The organism is Nonomuraea sp. NPDC050786 (genome assembly GCF_040654115.1).
Classification (GTDB): domain Bacteria; phylum Actinomycetota; class Actinomycetes; order Streptosporangiales; family Streptosporangiaceae; genus Nonomuraea.
The window spans coordinates 257,216-275,180 of the sequence record NZ_JBFAHJ010000003.1 but is presented as its reverse complement, the minus strand read 5'-3'; the positions used below and the strand labels follow the sequence as shown (position 1 = coordinate 275,180).

15 protein-coding genes are annotated in these 17,965 nt (G+C 71.9%); 6 read left to right on the top strand and 9 right to left on the bottom strand.

Going from position 1 to position 17,965, the window contains the following annotated elements:
- Positions 1 to 7: 7 nt before the first annotated feature.
- Both AB0H84_RS08870 and AB0H84_RS08865 read right to left on the bottom strand, forming a co-directional pair.
- Positions 8 to 856 carry an ABC transporter permease subunit gene (locus tag AB0H84_RS08870; RefSeq protein WP_357600373.1) on the bottom strand — a complete coding sequence of 283 codons (849 nt, stop codon included), beginning with the start codon at positions 854 to 856 and terminating at the stop codon, positions 8 to 10.
- A complete protein-coding gene (locus tag AB0H84_RS08865; protein WP_357600370.1) occupies positions 853 to 3,435 on the bottom strand; it encodes a CocE/NonD family hydrolase in 2,583 nt (860 codons plus the stop codon). Before AB0H84_RS08865 ends, AB0H84_RS08870 begins: the two co-directional genes overlap by 4 nt.
- 106 nt (positions 3,436 to 3,541) lie before the next feature.
- On the opposite strand from AB0H84_RS08865, the gene AB0H84_RS08860 reads away from it, so the two are divergent.
- Both AB0H84_RS08860 and AB0H84_RS08855 read left to right on the top strand, forming a co-directional pair.
- Positions 3,542 to 4,351 (top strand): class I SAM-dependent methyltransferase, encoded by an 810-nt coding sequence (locus AB0H84_RS08860; protein ID WP_357600367.1) that lies wholly within the window; start codon positions 3,542 to 3,544, stop codon positions 4,349 to 4,351.
- 53 nt (positions 4,352 to 4,404) lie between these two features.
- A complete protein-coding gene (locus tag AB0H84_RS08855) occupies positions 4,405 to 5,583 on the top strand; it encodes a hypothetical protein (protein WP_357600364.1) in 1,179 nt (392 codons plus the stop codon).
- Here the strand turns inward: AB0H84_RS08855 and AB0H84_RS08850 are convergent.
- Both AB0H84_RS08850 and AB0H84_RS08845 read right to left on the bottom strand, forming a co-directional pair.
- Entirely contained in the window at positions 5,541 to 6,572 is a 1,032-nt protein-coding gene (locus AB0H84_RS08850; protein WP_357600362.1) for a CopD family protein, read from the bottom strand. The genes AB0H84_RS08855 and AB0H84_RS08850 overlap by 43 nt on opposite strands.
- Positions 6,569 to 7,336, bottom strand: a complete 768-nt coding sequence (locus AB0H84_RS08845) for a copper resistance CopC family protein (protein ID WP_357600359.1) — start codon at positions 7,334 to 7,336, stop codon at positions 6,569 to 6,571. The genes AB0H84_RS08850 and AB0H84_RS08845 overlap by 4 nt, the downstream gene beginning before the upstream one ends.
- 49 nt (positions 7,337 to 7,385) lie before the next feature.
- Here AB0H84_RS08845 and AB0H84_RS08840 point away from each other — a divergent pair, with 49 nt between their 5' ends.
- Positions 7,386 to 8,150, top strand: a complete 765-nt coding sequence (locus tag AB0H84_RS08840; RefSeq protein ID WP_357600356.1) for a class I SAM-dependent methyltransferase — start codon at positions 7,386 to 7,388, stop codon at positions 8,148 to 8,150.
- Positions 8,151 to 8,156: 6 nt separating this feature from the next.
- On the opposite strand, the gene AB0H84_RS08835 is transcribed toward AB0H84_RS08840, so the two are convergent.
- The 3 genes from AB0H84_RS08835 to AB0H84_RS08825 form a co-directional block, all read right to left on the bottom strand.
- A complete protein-coding gene (locus tag AB0H84_RS08835) occupies positions 8,157 to 9,116 on the bottom strand; it encodes a diiron oxygenase (RefSeq protein ID WP_357600353.1) in 960 nt (319 codons plus the stop codon).
- A gap of 64 nt (positions 9,117 to 9,180) precedes the next feature.
- Positions 9,181 to 9,780, bottom strand: a complete 600-nt coding sequence (locus AB0H84_RS08830; protein ID WP_357600351.1) for a TetR family transcriptional regulator C-terminal domain-containing protein — start codon at positions 9,778 to 9,780, stop codon at positions 9,181 to 9,183.
- A gap of 58 nt (positions 9,781 to 9,838) precedes the next feature.
- The gene (locus tag AB0H84_RS08825; protein ID WP_357600348.1) at positions 9,839 to 11,176 is read right to left on the bottom strand and encodes a HAMP domain-containing sensor histidine kinase; all 1,338 of its coding nucleotides are present in this window, start codon (positions 11,174 to 11,176) and stop codon (positions 9,839 to 9,841) included.
- A 172-nt stretch (positions 11,177 to 11,348) separates the two neighbouring features.
- Here AB0H84_RS08825 and AB0H84_RS08820 point away from each other — a divergent pair, with 172 nt between their 5' ends.
- Genes AB0H84_RS08820 through AB0H84_RS08810 form a run of 3 tightly spaced genes read left to right on the top strand, consistent with a single transcriptional unit; the run spans position 11,349 to position 15,160 of the window.
- A complete protein-coding gene (locus AB0H84_RS08820; protein WP_357600345.1) occupies positions 11,349 to 12,527 on the top strand; it encodes an acyl-CoA dehydrogenase family protein in 1,179 nt (392 codons plus the stop codon).
- Positions 12,524 to 13,672 carry an acyl-CoA dehydrogenase family protein gene (locus AB0H84_RS08815; RefSeq protein WP_357600342.1) on the top strand — a complete coding sequence of 383 codons (1,149 nt, stop codon included), beginning with the start codon at positions 12,524 to 12,526 and terminating at the stop codon, positions 13,670 to 13,672. The genes AB0H84_RS08820 and AB0H84_RS08815 overlap by 4 nt, the downstream gene beginning before the upstream one ends.
- Positions 13,673 to 15,160, top strand: coding sequence for an AMP-binding protein (locus tag AB0H84_RS08810; RefSeq protein ID WP_357600339.1), 1,488 nt, complete (start codon positions 13,673 to 13,675; stop codon positions 15,158 to 15,160).
- Here AB0H84_RS08810 and AB0H84_RS08805 read toward each other — a convergent pair.
- Positions 15,142 to 16,116 (bottom strand): YafY family protein, encoded by a 975-nt coding sequence (locus tag AB0H84_RS08805; protein ID WP_357600336.1) that lies wholly within the window; start codon positions 16,114 to 16,116, stop codon positions 15,142 to 15,144. The genes AB0H84_RS08810 and AB0H84_RS08805 overlap by 19 nt on opposite strands.
- 17 nt (positions 16,117 to 16,133) lie before the next feature.
- Positions 16,134 to 17,936, bottom strand: a complete 1,803-nt coding sequence (locus AB0H84_RS08800; protein ID WP_357600333.1) for a zinc-binding dehydrogenase — start codon at positions 17,934 to 17,936, stop codon at positions 16,134 to 16,136.
- Positions 17,937 to 17,965: the final 29 nt, after the last annotated feature.

Here is a 17,965-nt window from a genome sequence, read left to right as displayed (position 1 = left end):
GGGCCTGCTAGCTCACCACGTCCTTGCGCCGGAACCGCCGGAAGGCGACCGCGACCAGGATGGCCGCGTACGTGACCGACACCGAGGCGCCCTTGGCCATGCCGCTCCAGTCCAGCTCCGGCGCCAGGGCGTCGAGCCAGGCGTTGTTCCAGAACGTGGGCAGGAACTCGCGCAGCCCCCCGAGCGCCTCCACGGCCTGCAGGATGTTGGAGACGATCCAGAGGCCGACCGCGCCGCCCACCGCGCCCAGCGGCGAGTCGGTCATGGTCGAGACCAGAAAGGCCAGGGCGGCCACCACGAGCTGGCTGACCAGGGCGTACCCGATGACGATGCCGAAGCGCGGCAGCACGTCCAGCGCCGGGATCGTCTCACCCGTGCCGGGCACCTGGATGTCGTTCCAGCCGAAGGCGAGGGTGCCCGCGAGCAGCGCCATCAGCGGCAGGCAGATCACCGCCGCGGCCGAGTAGCCCAGAGCCACGATCAGCTTCTGCCGCAGCAGCCGGTCGCGGGGGACCGGCGCGGCGAGCAGGTAGCGCAGTGACGACCAGTTGGCCTCGCTCGCCACGGTGTCGCCGCAGAACAGCGCGACCGCCACCACCAGCAGGAAGCTGGCCGACACCGACAGGGCGAAGGCGGCGAAGTTCAGGCCGCCCGCCGTCGCGAGGTCGGAGATGCGCAGCGACGACTGCCCCTGCCCGCTGGACTGCGGCCCGAACTGGAACGCGATCACCAGGATCCACGGCAGCGCCAGCAGCAGCCCGAACATGACCATCGTCCGCCGCCGCTTGAACTGCCTGACGATCTCCACGCGCAGCGGCAGCGTGCGGTGGGCCGCGTAGCCCGTGGCGGCGGTCATGACTTGTCTCCGATGAGGTCGAGGAAGACGTCTTCCAGGCGCGGCCCGTGGCCGTTCCCGTTCCCGGCGGCGGCCGACGTGAGCAGCCGCGACACCGGGCCGGTGGAGACCAGCCGTCCCCGGTGCATGACCACGACGTGGCTGCAGGTCTGCTCCACCTCGGCCAGCATGTGGCTGGAGACGATCACGGTACGGCCGTCGCGCGCGTAGCGCTTGAGCACCTCGCGCATCTCCCGGATCTGGGGCGGGTCGAGCCCGTTCGTGGGCTCGTCGAGCACCAGCAGGTCCGGCAGCCCCAGCATGGCCTGGGCGATGGCGAGCCGCTGGCGCATGCCCTGCGAGTACGTGCGGACGGCCCGGTCCAGGGCCTTGCCCAGGCCGGCGATCTCCAGCGCCTCGTCGAAGTGCGCGTCGGCGGCCGGTCGCCCGGTGGCGGCCCAGTACAGCTCGATGTTGTCCCGCCCGGACAGGTGCGGCAGGAACCCCGGTCCCTCGACGAACGACCCCAGCCTGGACAGCACGGGCGCCCCCGGCGTGACGAGGTCGCCGAAGATGCGGATCTCGCCGCCGTCCGGCTGGATGAGGCCCATCATCATGCGCATCGTGGTCGTCTTGCCCGCGCCGTTCGGCCCGAGCAGGCCGAGGACCTGGCCCCGCTCGACGCGGAACGACAGCCCGTCGACGGCCGGCTCCCCGTTCCGGTACGCCTTGGTCAGCCCGGTGATCTCCAGCGGGACGTCCTTGTCACCGGTCGCCTGGCCCGGCTGCGGCTGCCCGTCGGCCACCGGGGCGAGGGCCCCCCGGGTGCGGCGGCCGGTGACCAGCAGGACGGCGGCGACGACCACGGCGGCCAGCGGCATGGCCCACACCCACCACGCCACCCCGCTCGGGGGAGCCGCGAGCGTGCGCACCGTCGGCACGGCCAGCTCGGGAGCGGCGAGCGAGACCCGGTACGTGGCCGGCGTGGCAGGGGTCGCGTAACCCATGTCCGTCGTGGTCACCACCAGGCGGAGCCGGTGTCCCACGGCGAAGCGGTAGTCGACCGCGGGCAGGGTGACCGTGGCCTCCGCGCTGCCAGCGCCGTCGGGGATCGTCACCCTGATCGGCGCCACCAGGCCGGCGGGCAGGATCGGCAGCTGGGTGCCGTCGGCCACGTCGTACAGCTTGGCGAACAGCGTCGCCTCGCCCGTGCCCGACACCTTGATCCGGACCGTGGAGCTGCCGGTGAGCTGGAGCGGCGCGGTGAGCGGCCGCGACTCGAACGCGGCGCTCTGGCCCGGCATGTCGATCGACACGCCGGTGCCGCCCTGGCCGCCGCCGGTCAGCAGGCCGCCGACGCCGGGCACCGTCGAGATCGAGGCGGGCGCGCCGCCCGGCGGGTTGACGATGTTCTGCTCGGGGCCGTCCAGCCGCACGGTGGTGGTGCCGGTGCCGCCCAGGCCGGGGTAGGAGCCGGCCTCCGGGTGCAGGCGGATGCGCTGGCGGGTGCCGGGGTCACGGCCGCCGTCACGGGTGACCGTGAACGCGCTCACCGCCGGAGCCGATCTGTCGCCCTTCAGGTAGCGCGCGAACCAGGCCGAGGACTGCTCGGACACCCAGTCGGCCTCGCCGTTGCCGCCGTCGTGCCCGCCGTCGAACCAGGCCAGGCTCACCGGGGTGCCCGTCGCGGCGATCGCCTTGGCGGTGGCGTCGGCGTGGCCCAAGGGGAAGAGCGAGTCGCGCTGGCCCTGGATGAGCAGGGTCGGCGCCTTGATCCGGCCGGCCACGGTGATCGGGCTCGACTTGAGCAGGAGGGCGACGGCCTCGGGCGTGGCCCGGCCGTCCTTGGCGACCTGCTGGTAGATGTCGCAGATGGCGGGCCGGAACCGGCCGCAGCGCGCCTGCTCGGCGGTCAACGGGCCGGCGGCCTCCTGCCGCTGTCCGCGCAGCGCGAAGGTGTCCAGGGAGACGCCCTGGCCGAAGAAGATCCCTGCCCACATGCGCTTGAAGACGCCGCTCGTGGCGGTCGTGCTCCCGGCGGGAGCGGCCGCGTTGGGGAAGAGCGCGTCGGCCAGGTTGGACCAGGTGATCTGGGGCACGATCGCGTCGACCCGCTGGTCCAGGGCCGCCGTCATCAGCGCGATGGCGCCGCCGTACGAGCCGCCCGCGATGCCCACGCGCGGGTCGTTCGCGGCGTCGAGCTGGACCTCGGGCCGCTTGGCCAGCCAGTCGATCAGCTGCTTGACGTCCTTGACCTCGTAGTCGGGGGAGTTGAGCGCGATCTCGCCGGTCGAACGGCCGAAGCCGCGCGCCGACCAGGTCAGCACGGCGTAGCCCTGCCGGGCGACGCGGATCGCCTGCTCCCGCATGCTCTGCTTGCTGCCGCCGAAACCGTGGGCGAGCAGTACGGCCGGTGCCTTCCCGCCGTCCGGGGGCGGGAAGAAGGTCGTATCGAGCTCCACCCGTTGGTCGTCGGCGGGTCCGTCGACGACGGTTATCCTCTGGTCCTGGGCCCGCACCGCAGGAGCCGACGGCCACACCAGCCACGCCGTCACCCCGATGAGGGCGAGAGCCGCAACCAGCGCGGCCACACGCTTCATGACGGTGAGCCTACTTTCCGCACCTGAGAGATCCCTGAGATCGGCGATCCGGCCCCGGCCGGAAAACCGGCGGCAGCGGGATCAAGGACTCCCATACGCTCCTTCCATGGACTATCTGGCTGTCAACCGGGCCAACTGGAACGCGCGGGTCCCCATCCATGTCGCCAGCGACTTCTACGACGTCGAAGGCTTCAAGGCGGGCCGGAACGCCATCAGGTCGTTCGAGCGCGACGAGGTCGGCGACGTGGCCGGCCGCAGCCTGGTGCACCTGCAGTGCCACTTCGGCCTGGACACCCTCTCCTGGGCCAGGCTCGGCGCCGAGGTGACCGGCCTCGACTTCTCGGAGAGCGCCATCGAGCAGGCCAGGGCCCTCGCCGCCGAATGCGGCATCCCCGCCCGGTTCGTCACCGCCGACGTCTACGACGCGGTCGAGGCGCTCGGCGGGGCCACGTACGACATCGTCTACACCGGCATCGGCGCGCTGGTGTGGCTGCCCGACCTCACCCGCTGGGCGGAGACCGTGGCCCGGCTGCTCAAGCCGGGCGGATTCCTCTACCTCGCGGAGCTCCACCCGTTCGCCGACATCCTCGACGAAGAGACGGGCGCCGTCGTCACCCACGACTACTTCGAGAAGGGACCCCACGTCTGGGAGTACCCGCACACCTACACCGGCAGCGAAGTCCTCGAGCACCAGACCTCCGTGCAGTTCCAGCACGGGCTGGGCGAGGTGGTCAGCGCGGTGACGGCGGCCGGGCTGCGGGTGGAGTTCCTGCACGAGCATGACCAGACCTTCTTCCGGCGCTTCGCCACCCTGGTGGTGAGCGATGGGGCGCACCGGTTCCCGGAGGGCGCGCCCAGGGTCCCGCTGGTCTACTCCCTGCGAGCGTCGGCGCAGAGTGGATCTTCGATGACATAGCCCGGCATTGCCCCAGCAACGGCGCAACGCGCGGAACCGTAAGATGCACTCCCGTGAAGTCTCCAGCATCGTTCAAGAAGGCCGCCGCCTGGGCACTGCCGTACTGGACCAGGGGTCAGGCGGGGCGCGAGACGCCGCACGACCTGTTCAGGGTGCTCTATTTCGGCTGGCTGGTGGCGCTCACGCTCAAGCTGCTCGGCTCGGCGTGGGACGTTTCGTGGCACTTCAAGTGGCTGCGCGACGATCTCGCCCCGCCCCACCTGCTCAACTCCGCCGGCACGGCCGTCGCCCTCGCCCTGACCGTGATCCACGGTTACACGGGGTACGGCGTGGACAAGGCGGCGCTCCGGCTGATCCAGTGGGGGACTGGGATCTTCCTCGTCGCCGTGCCGCTCGACCTGATCAACCACCGCGTCAACGGGCTCGACATCACGTCATGGAGCCCGTCGCACATCATGCTCTACCTCGGCACGTTCTTCATGATCGCGGGCGTGATCCGCGGCTGGTTCATGGGCGCGCCCCCGGGCAGGGAGCGGACCGTGGTGCTGGGCGCGTTCTTCGCGTTCTTCCTGGAGAACGTGCACTTCCCCGAGCAGCACCAGGAGTACGGCACGCTGTCGATCGGCGCCTGGGACAACCACGCGACCTACGCCGAGCCGATCCTGCTCCGGTTCGCGGCCGACCAGATGGGGCGGCCGGTGGACCGTACCATGATGGTGGGATTCTCCCTGCCGGTGCCCGACTACCTCTATCCCGTCTACGCGGTGGTCGTCGGGCTGGCGGTGCTGGTGGTGGCCAGGCTGATGATCGGCAGGTTCGGGGCCGCGACCCTGGTGGCGGCCGGCTATGTGGGCTTCCGCACGGTGATCTGGCCGCTGTTGACGATCACCGGCTTCCCGCCGTCGGCCGTGCCGTTCTTCCTGGTCGTCGCCGGGTTCCTGGTCGACCTCGCGTTCCTGGTGCGGATGCCCTACGTACGGGCCCTGCTGGGCTCGATCGGCGGGACGGCCGCCGTCTACGGCGCCCTGGCGGCGCAGAGCGCGATCATGGGCGGCGTGTACGGCGCGATCAAGGGCCAGGAAGGGCTGCTCGGCGCGCCCCCGCAGGCCATGGCGTCGGCCGTCTGGGCAGGGCTCGGCCTGCTGATCGTCTGGCTGGCCGTGGAGTGGGTCGCGGAGAAGCGCAGACCTCAGACGATGGAGGCCCGGGTGATCGCGACCGCCACGCCGTAGGCCAGCCCCATCACCGCGACCTCGGCCGCCGCCCATCCCACCAGGGCGGTGGCCTGCCGCCGGCGCACGGCCGGCATCAGGCGGAAGCGGATGTGCGCGGCCACCGGCACCAGGGCCGCCACCAGCGCCGTCTTGACCAGCACCAGCACGCCGTAGTGGCTGGTCAGGACCGCGCCGGGCAGCGTCACGCCGGGGGTGAGCGCCATCGTGCCGAGCCCGGTGATCAGCCCGGACAGGCCCACCATGAGCAGGCACACGGTGGCGATCCTGGAGAACCTGGGCAGCACCCGGGCCAGCAGGTCGCCGTGCGGCGCCACGAACACGGCCGTCGCCGCCAGCCCGCCCGCCCACGCGGCCGCGCCCATCACGTGGATCTCCATCGAGATCATGATGGGGTCGTGCCAGACCGAGTTCACGGCGTGCCCGGTGACGGGGATGGGCAGCAGCCCGAACAGCCCCACGATCACCCGCAGCTCGGCGGGCACCTTCTCGCCGAACCGCACGGCCATCAGCCCGATGCCCGCCGCCGCCAGCGCGCACGCCGCGCTGAACAGCAGGCCCTGGCCGGTGCCGACGTCCTCGACGTACGCGGCGATCATCCCGAACGTGGGCACGCGGCCGGGGTTCAGCTCGGCCGCCTGGAACACGATGGTGAGCAGCGCGCAGATCGCCCACGCCCAGGCGGCGATCACCGCCAGCGGCCGCACCCTGAGCATGACGGGCTCCGTACGCTCCGGGTCGTCGAACCCGAGCAGCTTGGGCAGCAGGCTCAGGCCGACGACGGCGACGGCGGACAGGTCGAGCAGCACACGGACGACGGGCAGCCCGACGGAGACCAGCGGGCCCGGCATGGGGATGCCGGGGACGGCCTGCTGCGCGGCGAACGAGCTCGCAGCCACGGCGGAGACGACGGCGCACACGCCGAACGCCCCGGCCACCAGCCGCCCGCCGATCCGCTGCCGGGGGACGGGAGGCGCGGAAACGCTCACGCCCGCACCCCTTCGCCCGTGCCCTCCGGCCGCGACCCCGCGGCGGCCTCCCGTCTTTCCGGGGGCTGAGGGCTCGAGTCAGGCTGGGACACTTCGGGGCTGGGACCGGACTCGGCATCCTCGGTGAGGCGCGGGTCGGAGGCGGGCTGGGGTCCTTGGGGGTCAGAGGCAGACCCGGGGTCCTGGGTGAGGTGCGGGTCCGAGGCGGGCTGGGCGGCCGGGGCAGCCGACGGGCCGGAGCGGCGCAGGGCCACGGCCGTGCCCGCCGCCAGCACCAGCAGCGCGCCCACGACCCACACCACCGCCATGCCCGCCCCGCCGTTGGCGGCCGCCTCGGCGGCCTCCGCGCTGGTGCCCTGGGCCGCCTGCCCGGTGGCGGCGGCGGCCGGAGCGCCGGCGGCCCCGGGGGACAGGGTGAAGGTGATCTTGCCGGTGACCGGGTGGCCGTCGGACGACAGGATCCGGTAGCCCACCACGTACGACCCTCCGGCCGGCAGCGGCCTGACCCGTACGGAGACCCGCTCGGCCGCCACCACGGCGGCCCCGTCCGCCCACGAGGACCCGTCCGCGCCCGTCACGCCCACCTGGGCGTACCCCTGACGCACCGCCTGGTCGAACACCAGCGTCACCGTCGAGGGCGCGGCCGACAGCGTGGCGCCGTCCTTGGGATCGCTGCCGACCAGCACGTTGTGCGCCTGGGCCGCGGGCGCCGCCACCCAGGCGGTGGCGAAGGCGAGCAGGAGGACCGTGAGTAGCCGCCTCAAGGGTCAGAACCTTCCAACGAAGACAACGAACCTGTATATGGTCCCATTCATGAAGGACCTGTTCGGCGGCGCGGCCCCCTACTACGCGAAATACCGAGCCGGCCACGGCGACCCCGCCATCGAGCATCTGGCCATGACGTTCGGCCGTGACAGCACCGTGCTCGACCTCGGCTGCGGCCCCGGCACGATCGCGATCCCGCTCGCGCGCAGCGTGCGCGAGGTCCTCGCGGTCGATCCCGACGAGGAGATGCTGGCGGAGGGCAGGCGGCTGGCGGCGGGCGTCCCGAACGTCCGCTGGATCCGGGGCGACTCCACGAGGCTGCGCGAGCTGCCGGCGTTCGACCACATCGTCATGGGCAGGTCGTTCCACTGGATGGACCGCCGTACGGTGCTGGCCGAGCTGGACGAGCTGCTGCCGCCGGGCGGCGTCGTGGCGATCCTCGGCCCCACCCGTGATCCTCAGGAGGAGCCGTGGGAGCGCGCCATGCGACGGGTGCGTGACGAGTTCGAGGTGAACACGTTCACGGCGCGCAACTCCTACCAGGCCACCGGGGAGCACCCGCACGACGTCCTGGCCGTCTCGCCGTTCAGCGCCATGGACTCCACCCTGTACGAGGAGCGCCTGGTGTACGACCTGAACGCCGTCGTCGGCCTGCAGCTCTCCTACTCCTACTCGGCCCCCGCCCGCCTCGGCGCCCGGCTGGAGCCGTTCAAGGAGGCGGCCAGGAAGGCGCTGCTCGGACTTAACCCCACAGGCAGGTGGGAGCACGTGGTGGTCACCGAGGTGCTGATCGCCCGGCGCCCGCGGAAGTAGACGCGGCTAGATGCCCATGGCCCGCCAGATCCGCCCGGTGAACGCGTTGATCAGGCCGATCTCGGCGCACAGCTCCCGCGTCCTGGCCACCGAGTCCCGGATCTCCCGTTTGGCCGCGGGATTGCGCAGGTAGACCTCGGCGACCACGTGGGCGGGGATCCGGAAGCGCCTGATCATCGCCCCCGGAGGGGCCAGCATGATCCGCGCCATCACCCCCAGGACGATCGGCGCCAGCACGCCCAGGATGAGCCGCCGGTGGGCGGGCATCCGGGGCACCCGGTCGCGCAGGTAGTGCCGGGCGAAGGAGATGTGCCGGGCCTCCTCCGCGATGTGGATCCGCATGATCGTCTCTTCCAGCGGATGGTGCGCCCGCCCGTCCTTCAGCACCTTGCGCTGCACGTGATCGATCGGGTCCTCGCCGCCCAGCACGAACACGAAGAAGAGCTCGGTCGAGACCAGCGGGATCCACGGCGCCACCTGGGCGATCACGGACAGCGGCCCCGGCATCCCCCGGATCGGCATCCGGGTACGGTTCACGAACTCCTGGAACATCATCCCGTGATGTCCCTCTTCGATGGTCTCGTGGTAGACGTACCGGAACTCCGGGGACCCGTTCGGCAGCCGGTAGGCGTAGTTGAGCAGCCCGCGCTTGAGCAGGTTCTCGAACTGCAACCCGATCTTCATGGCCGTGGCCACCCGCCACAGCCCGATCGCCGCGCGCGTCCCGGGCGGGCGGCTGCGGTACCACGGGTGGCCGCCCAGCTTGTCGACCTCGGGCAGCTCCCAGCGCGGGTCGGCCGGGTCCACCTGGAACTCGGGGTCGTCCCACGGGATGTCCCGGTACGGCTCCCAGTGCTTGTCGACCGACGCCTTCGAGAGGCGTTCGATGACCGCGTGGTAGGCGCCCCTGCCGGCGACCTGCTGGTCCCGTTCGCGGGCGGCGGTAGAGCGCGGTGCCGATGCCATCGCGTGCTCCTCTCCTCGCCCTCTAATTGTACGGAGCATCCAATAGCGCCGGAAGGGGGGAGCGTCACAGCTTTTCGGCGGATATGCCGAGCTCGGCGGCGGCGGCCGTCCGGATCAGCACGTTCACCCGGCGCCTCGACAGCACCTTGGCGTGCACGTGCGTCTGGATCGCGAGCCCGTCCACGAGGGCGAGGATCCGCCACGTGGCGTCGTCGGAGTCCTCGCACTTGAACTCGCCGCACGCCACGCCGGCCTCGATGATCCCGCGTAACAGCACCCGGCCCTGGTAGTCGATGCGCCGCGAGATCTCCTCGAGCTCCGGATTGCGCATCGCCTCGGACCACGCGTCGATCCACAGCCGCCACCCCTCGGTGGGGATCGCCGGGGAGCAGAGCCTGAGCAGGGTACGCAGGCGTTCGAGCGGCGTGCCCGTGGACTGCTCGATGTCGGCGAGCGCGTTGAGATGGAGGCGGGCGGCGTAGGTGAAAGCCTGGGCGAAAAGGCGTTCCTTGGTCTCGAAGTGGTAAAAGAGCAGCGCCTGACTGACGCCGGCAGCCCTTGCGATGTCAATTGTCCGGGTATGCCCGAATCCCTGCTCCGCGATGACCTCGCAGGCTGTCTTGAGTAAATCCTCGCGCCTTAATCGGCTGAACCCTGATGACACAGCGCGTAGCTCACCTCCGGTATATCGAGCAAGGTCAAAAAGCCTGTCATACCCAGCATCAGTCCCGCCGTATCGGTATGCGGAGAACGAAGCGGGCCCCGACATCCGAATCCTCGATCTTGAGGGTGCCCTGGTGGAGCCGCGCGATCTCGCGGGCGATCGACAGGCCCAGTCCGGTGCCGCCGGCGTCGCGGCTGCGCGAGGCGTCCAGCCTGGTGAAGCGCCTGAAGACGACCTCGCGCTGCTCGGGCGCGATGCCCGCCCCGTCGTCGAGGACCTCCAGCACGGCCTCGCCGTTCCGCCGCACGGTCACGAGGATCGTGCTGTCGGCATGCCGCTCGGCGTTGTCCAGCAGGTTCGTCAGCAGGCGCGCCAGCCTGAGCCGGTCGCCCATGACGACCACGCCGGGCTGCAGGCTCGTGATGACCTTCCTCGAGCGTGGCCTGGTGGTCTCGCCGGCGACCAGTTCCGCCAGGTCCACGGGTTCGAACGCGCCGGGGGCGCCTGCGTCGAGCTTGGCCAGCGCCAGCAGGTCGGTGACGATGTTCTGGAGCCGGTTGAGGCTGGCCATCAGCCTGTCGCCGGTGTCGCACCAGTCGGTCTCCTGGGGGGCGAGCATGGCCGCCTCCAGCTCGGCCCGCATGGCCGTGATCGGGCTGCGCAGGTCGTGGGAGGCGTCGGAGGCGAACCTGCGCTGCTGCTCGATAGCGGCCTCCATCTGCGACAGCATCCGGTTGGCGGCCTCCGCGAGCGCCTTGACCTCGTCGGCGTTCTCCGGGACCGGCACGCGCATGGCCTCCTGGCGCTGGGTGATCTCGATCATCCGCTCGGTGATCTCGTTCACCGGCGCCAGCGTCCTGGCCACGACCTTGGACACGCCGAACCAGGTGATCATGACCAGCAGTACGGACATGCCGACCGTGGAACCGAGGGCGGCCGGGCTGACGTACCAGGGCACTGTGGGATTGAAGGCGTAGACGAGCCACTGGCCATCGCCTCGGTCGACGCGGGAGACGACCATGATCTGGCACTGGCCGCGGAACTGCGGCAGGCCGCACGCCTCCTCCACCCGCTCGCTCCTGACCGGGTCCGGCATCGTCCGGGACAGGCGCGGCGAGCCCGCCAGGTTGGGTGTCGAGGCCGCCACCTGCCCGGCCGGGCCGATGACCTGGGCCCCCTTCAGCGGGAGGTCGATGACGGGGGTCAGCTCGTACTGCTTGATCCAGTGGATCGGGCGGCGGGAGATGAAGATCAACTCTCTCGTGCGGAGGTCGGTCGCCGCGTCGTGTCCCACCCACAACATGGCCGAGCCGGCCAGCAGGCACAGCAGGGTCATCGCCACGCTGGCCCACAGGGCCAGCCGCGCGCGAATGGACTTACCCAGCCGTGCGATCACCTCAATCCCCCCGTAATCAGGTGATCACAGTACGTTCCTCTATCTCCAATTATGGGAGATTCGACGACAAATCACGCTAAGGGTCCCCAGAACGGCGCTCTATGCGCGCTCAGGCCGCCTGGCTAGAGTGAATGGGCCCAGAGTAAGTGAGCGCTGATGCCAAGGAGCCGATGTGAACCTTGCTGACTACCGGCGCGCCGCCAGGGCCTGGTTGCAGGAGAACGCTCCGACGATTCCTTCCGCCGGCGACGCCCCGGAGACGGGCGCGATCGCCAGGGCCAAGGAGTTCATGGCCAGGCTCCACGACGCCGGCTACTCGGGCATCACCTGGCCCAGGCAGTGGGGCGGCCAGGGGCTCACGCAGGCGGAGGAGCGCGCGTTCGCCGCCGAGGCCCGGAGCTACGCGCTCCCCACGTACGTCTTCTCGATCGGCCTCGGCATGACCGGGCCGACGCTGGTCGACCGGGGCACCGACGCGCAGCGCGAGCGGTTCCTCCGGCCGCTGCTGCGCGGCGAGGAGATCTGGTGCCAGCTGTTCTCCGAGCCGGGCGCGGGCAGTGACGTGGCCAGCCTGCAGACGAGGGCCGAGCGAGACGGCGACCACTGGATCGTCAACGGGCAGAAGGTGTGGACCTCGGTCGCCCATCACGCCGACTGGGGCCTGCTGCTGGCCCGCACCGACGTGAACGTGCCCAAGCACAAGGGCCTGACGATGTTCGTGGTGGACATGCGCCACCCGGGGGTGACGGTCCGGCCGCTGAAGGACATGAGCGGCAGGTCCAGCTTCAACGAGGTCTTCTTCGACAACGTCCCCATCCCCGACGAGCACCGCGTCGGCGAGGTGAACGACGGCTGGAGCGTGGCCGTCACGACGCTGCTGCACGAGCGGCTGTCGATCTCGGCCGGCGTCGGCATGGGCGGCCAGAAAGACGACCCGACCGCGCTGGAGGCGCTGCGCCAGGTGGTCGACACCGAGGACCCGCTGGTCCGCGACGAGCTCGTGGAGCTGCACATCCGCAGCCGCGCCCTGGCGCTGTTCAACCAGCGGCTGGCCCAGGAGACCGAGGCGGGGATCTTCCCCGGCGCGCGGGGCAGCGCCGCGAAGCTGCTGCTGGCCGAGCTGACCATGTTCCGGGCCGACCTGGCCACCCGGCTCGTGGGGCCGGAGGCCGCGCTGGGCGACCACCCGCTCGCGTACGCGATCTCCCTGGCCCCCGCCATGTCGCTGGGCGGCGGCACCAACGAGATCATGCGTAACATCGTGGGTGATCGCGTGCTCAACCTGCCGCCGGAGCCGAGGGTGGACAAGAACGTGCCGTTCAAGGAGCTGAAGGTGGGGACGCAGGGGTGAAGCTCGTACTCGAGGAGGAGCAGCGGCAGCTCCGCGACGCCGTGCGTGACTTCCTGCGCACCGCCTCGCCGCTGCCCAAGGTGCGCGACGGCTACGACCCGCAGGTGTACGCCAGGCTCAACGGCGAGCTCGGCCTGTCGGGGCTGATCATCCCCGAGGAGTACGGCGGCGCGGGCGCGGGCATGGCCGAGCTGGCGGTCGCGCTGGAGGAGACGGGCGCGGCCCTGCTGCCGGGGCCGTTCCTGGCCACCGCCTTCGCCACGATCGCCCTGGCGGGCACGCCCGACAAGGAGCTGCTCGCCGCGATCGCCGAAGGCCGGGTCACGGCCACGCTCGCCCGCGACACCCTCGACCACGACGGCGCGGCCGTGCGCGGCACGCTGCCGCAGGTGCTCAGCGGCATGGAGGCGGACGTGCTGGTGGCGCCCGCCCGCAGCGGCGGCCGAGGCGGAGACCACAGCGGCGACCAAGGCGGCGGCCGAGGCGGAGACCACAGCGGCGACCAAGGCGGCGACCGAGACGACGACCAAGGTGGCGGCGAAGGTGGCGGCGAAGGTGGTGGCGAAGGTGGCGGCGACGCGGTCCTCGTGGCCGTGGAGCTGGCCGGGCCCGGAGTCACCAGGACCGCGCTGGCGGCCCTCGACCTGACGCGGGGCCAGGCGCGGGTGGCGCTGGAGGGGGCGCCCGCCCGCGTGCTGGGCCCGGCGCCGCAGGTCGGCGACCGGCTGTGCGTGGCGCTGGCGGCCGAGCAGCTCGGCGTGATGCGGGCGGCGCTGGACGCCATCGTGGCCTACGCCAAGATCCGCGTCGCGTTCGGCCGCTACATAGGCTCGTACCAGGGGGTCAAGCACAAGCTCGCCGACATGCACGCCAAGCTCGAACAGGCCGAGTCCATCGTGAGATACGCGGCCTGGGCCGCCGACGAGTCGCCGGACGAGCTGCCCGAGGCCGCCGCCCTCGCCCAGGCGTACGTCGGCCGCGCCTGCTTCGAGGTGGCCCGCGACCATCTGCTGCTGCACGGCGGCATCGGTTTCACCTGGGAGCACGACGCGCATCTCTACTACAAGCGGGCCAAGGCGGACGAGGTGCTGCTCGGCCCGCCCCGCATCCACCGCGCCCGCCTCGCAGAGCTGCTGGAGCTCTAAATGGACATCAGCCAGTTGCCCGGCTTCTACGCCATCGCCGCCGCCGACCCCGGCCGCCGCGCGGTGATCGACTCTGACGGCACGGAGACCTCCTACGGCGAGCTGCTCGCCCGGGTCAACCAGGTGTCGCACGGCCTCAGGGCACGCGGCCTCGTCCCCGGCGACGTGGTGGCGGGCGTGCTGCCCAACGGCATCGACGCCATCGTCATGATCACGGCGACCGCGCAGATCGGGCTCTACTACGTGCCGATCAACTGGCATCTGACGGCGTCCGAGGTGGCGTACATCCTGGACGACTGCGACGCCAAGCTCGTGGTCACCGGCCCCGACTTCGCCGTGCCGGGAGCGGAGATCGGGACGGCGGGGCTGGCCGAAGGCCGGCCTGCCGACGCGCCCGGCGAGCGGACGTCCGGGGCGGTCATGTGGTACACCTCCGGCACCACCGGCTTCCCCAAGGGCGTGCAGCGGCCGCTGCCCGGCGTGGCGCCCGAGCACATGGTGCCGGCGTACAAGTGGTTCCTCGGCGAGGTCGTGGACCTGCGGCCGGGCGACGACGTGCATCTCGTGACCTCGCCGATGTACCACTCGGCGCCGTGCGCGCACACCCAGTTCGCGCTCCACCTCGGGCACACCGTGGTCATCGCGCCCAAGTTCGACCCGCTGACCGTCCTCGAGCTCGTCGAGCGGCATCGGGTGACCAACGCGATGATGGTGCCGACCATGTTCCACCGCATGCTGCAGCTGCCGGAGGAGGTCAGGGACAAGTACGACGTGTCGAGCCTGCGCCAGGTCATCCACACCGGCGCCGCCTGCCCCGTCTCGGTCAAGCAGCAGATCATGGACTGGTGGGGGCCGGTGCTGTACGAGTACTACGGCTCCACCGAGTCGGCCATCGCGTTCGCGGTCAAGCCGCAGGAGTGGCTCGCCAAGCCGGGCACCGTGGGCCGGCCCGTGCCCATGTTCGAGGCCAAGATCGTTGATGAGGCGGGCATGGAGCTGCCGCCCCGCGAGCCCGGCATGATCTACGTCAAGTCCGGCATGGGCACGTTCGAGTACCACAAGGACCCGGAGAAGACCGCCGCCAGCATGCTGGGGGAGTGGTATTCCCCGGGCGACATCGGCTTCCTGGACGAGGACGGCTATCTGTTCCTGTGCGACCGGCGGACCGACCTGATCGTCTCCGGCGGGGTCAACATCTACCCCGCCGAGATCGAGGCCGCCCTGCTCGAGCACCCGGCGGTGGCGGACGTGGCCGTCATCGGCGTGCCCGACGAGGAGTGGGGCCACAACGTGGTCGCGCTCGTCCAGCCCGCCGAAGGCGTCACGCCCGGCCCTCAGCTCACGGCCGAGCTGCTGGAGCACTGCGGGCCGCGCATCGCCAGGTTCAAGCAGCCGAAAGTGATCGAATACCGCTCACCGCTGCCGCGTACGCCCACGGGCAAGATGTCGCGTACCAAGGTGCGGGAGGACTACCTGTCGGAGCTGTGAAGGCGGGGACCCACCGCCCGCCGGTAGCGCTCGGACAGCTTCAGCACGGCCTCGGCCAGCTCCGGCGGGTCCAGCACCTCGAAGTCCACGCCGACCATCCCGATCCACGCGGCGATGCCCTCCAGGTCGTCGCCGCCCAGCCTGAGCAGGCAGGTGGCCTCGTCCACCGGCTCGACCTCCAGCCCCAGCGGCAGCGCCTTCACCTGTTCGGCCGGGGCGTGCAGCAGCACCGTGCCGTGGTGGCGCCACATCGCCGTGTTGACGCCCCGCTCCACGAACGCCGCCACGTCGCCGCCCTCCGGCAGCTCACGCGGGGTGAACCTGGGTCCGGCCGGCGTGCGCGGGCGCACCCTGTCCACCCTGAACGTGCGCCAGTCCCGCCGCTCGACGTCGTATCCCACGAGGTACCAGCGGCCGCGCCGGTGCACCAGGCGGTGCGGCTCCACGTTCCGCACGGCCGTCTCACCCTCGTGAACGGTGTAGTCGAAGCGGAGCCGCTCGTGGTCGCGGGCCGCGTTCGCGATCGTGGTCAGCACCTCGGGCGCCACCGACGGGGCGTTGCCGGGAATCTGCACGGTGTAGGAGTTGAGCGCGCTCACCCGGCGGCGCAGCCGCGACGGGAGCACCTGCTCGAGCTTGGCCAGGGCGCGTACGGAGGTCTCCTCGATGCCCTCCACGCCGCCGCCCGCCGCCCTGCCCAGCCCCACCGCGACCGCGACGGCCTCCTCGTCGTCGAGCAGCAGCGGCGGCAGCGCGGCCCCCGCGCCCAGCCGGTAGCCGCCCGCGACCCCCGGCGTGGCGTGCACGGGGTAGCCGAGCGAGCGCAGGCGCTCGACGTCGTTGCGGATCGTCCTGGTGGAGACCCCGAGCCGGGCGGAGAGCTCGGGGCCGGTCCACTCCCGGCGCGCTTGGAGGAGGGAGAGGAGTTTCAGCAGGCGGGCCGAGGTTTCCAGCATGGAGACCAGTGTGCCCGCTATCGCGGCAAGGTGGCTTCCGTGTTCACCACGATCTTGCCGAGGAGGTGGCCTTCCTCGCTGCGCCGGTGGGCGTCGGCGATCCGCTCCAGGGGGAAGACCTCCGCGACCGGGATCCGTACGTCATGGGGCGGTACGGGGCCTTTCGCGCCGCCGTGCGAGAACCGTACGCCGAACTTCTCCGCGTTGACCGGGTCGGCGATGGACAGGACCTTGGCGGGGTCGCCGGTGAGCCTCACCGACAGCTCCAGCTCGCCCCTGCCCGAGGCGTCCAGCACCCGGTCGACGGGCCCCTCCAGGCGCTCCTCCAGGCCGTCGCCGTAGGTGACCGGGTGGACGCCGAGGTCGCGGAGGTAGGGGTGGTGGCGCTCGCTCGCCGTGCCGACGACCCGGGCTCCCCTGGCGATGGCGAGCTGTGCGGCGGCCAGCCCCACGCCGCCCGCGACCGCGTGGATCAGCAGCGTCTGCCCTGGCTGGAGGTCGAGCTCGAGGAGCGCGCGCGTGGCCGTCTCGACGGCGACCGGCAGCGCGGCGGCCTCCTCGTACGTCAGCCCGTCCGGCTTGGGCGTCAGCGCGGCGGCCTCGGCGATCGCATGCGTGGCCGCCGCCCCCGGCGGGACCTGCCCGTACACCGGCTGGCCGAGCCGCCACCCGGTGACCCCCGGGCCGATCGCGTCGATCGTCCCGGCCAGCTCCAGGCCGGTGCCTTGCGGGCTGCCGTCGGCGGTGCCTCGAGGGCCGCCGCGGCGGAGCTTCCAGTCGATGGGGTTCACCCCGGCCGCCCTGACCGCGACCCGCACCTGTCCGGGGCCCGGCTGGGGGAGGGGGATCTCGTCCAGCGTCAGCACCTCGGGGCCGCCGTTGGCCCGGTAGCGGGCGGCCTGGGCGGTGACGAGCAGGAGTGCCTTGCCGACCAGCTCGCGCCGGTCCAGCGCCGCGTGCGCCTCGCCCGCCCGCTCCAGCGGCACGGCCAGCCCGACGACGGTGGCGAGCCGGTCCTCCTCCATGACCCGTCGGGCCAGCCGCCTGAACTCGTCCGGGGCGAACTGGACCTGCTCCATGCCGACCACCCGCGCGGCACCGGGCTTGATCTGGGCGGTGGCGCCGCTGGGCACGCCGTAGGCGAAGAACGTCCCGCCGGGCTCGACCAGTTCGTACGCGGCGCCGCCGACCTCCCCGCCGACCCCGTCGAACACCACGTCGAACCGCCCGCCGAGCTCGGCGTAGTCGACGGCCTCCGCCGCGCCCATGTCCAGGGCGGCCTGCCGCTTCGCCGCGCCGTGGGCCGCGGCCGTCACGTGGGCGCCGGCCGCGCTCGCGAGCCGCACGATCGGCAGTCCCAGCGCGCCTCCCGCCCCGGTGACCAGCACGCGGCTCCCGGCCTTCAGCTCGGCCGCCTCCACCAGGCTCAGCGCGGCGGGCCCCACCTGGATGAGCGAGGCCGCCCGCCACAACGGCACCTCGCCGGGCACCTCGACCACCGTCTCGACGCCGGTCACGACCTGCTCGGCGTACCCGCCGCCGCCGGGGAGGAACGCGGCCACCCGCCGCCCCGCCCACCCGGGGTCCACGCCTTCGCCCACTGACAGCACCCGTCCGGCCACCCCGGTGCCGGGGACGAACGGCGGCTCGTTCGGGAACCACTCGCGCCCCCACCCGGTCCGCAACTGGGCGTCCAGCGACATCACATCCACCACGGACACGCCGATGAGCACCTGGCCGGGACCGGCCTGGGGCTCCGGCGCCTGCCGGAGCTCCAGGACCTCGGGACCGCCGAACCTCGTCACCTGAATCACGTTCATACGGCCGAGTCTGATACCTCAAGCGCGGT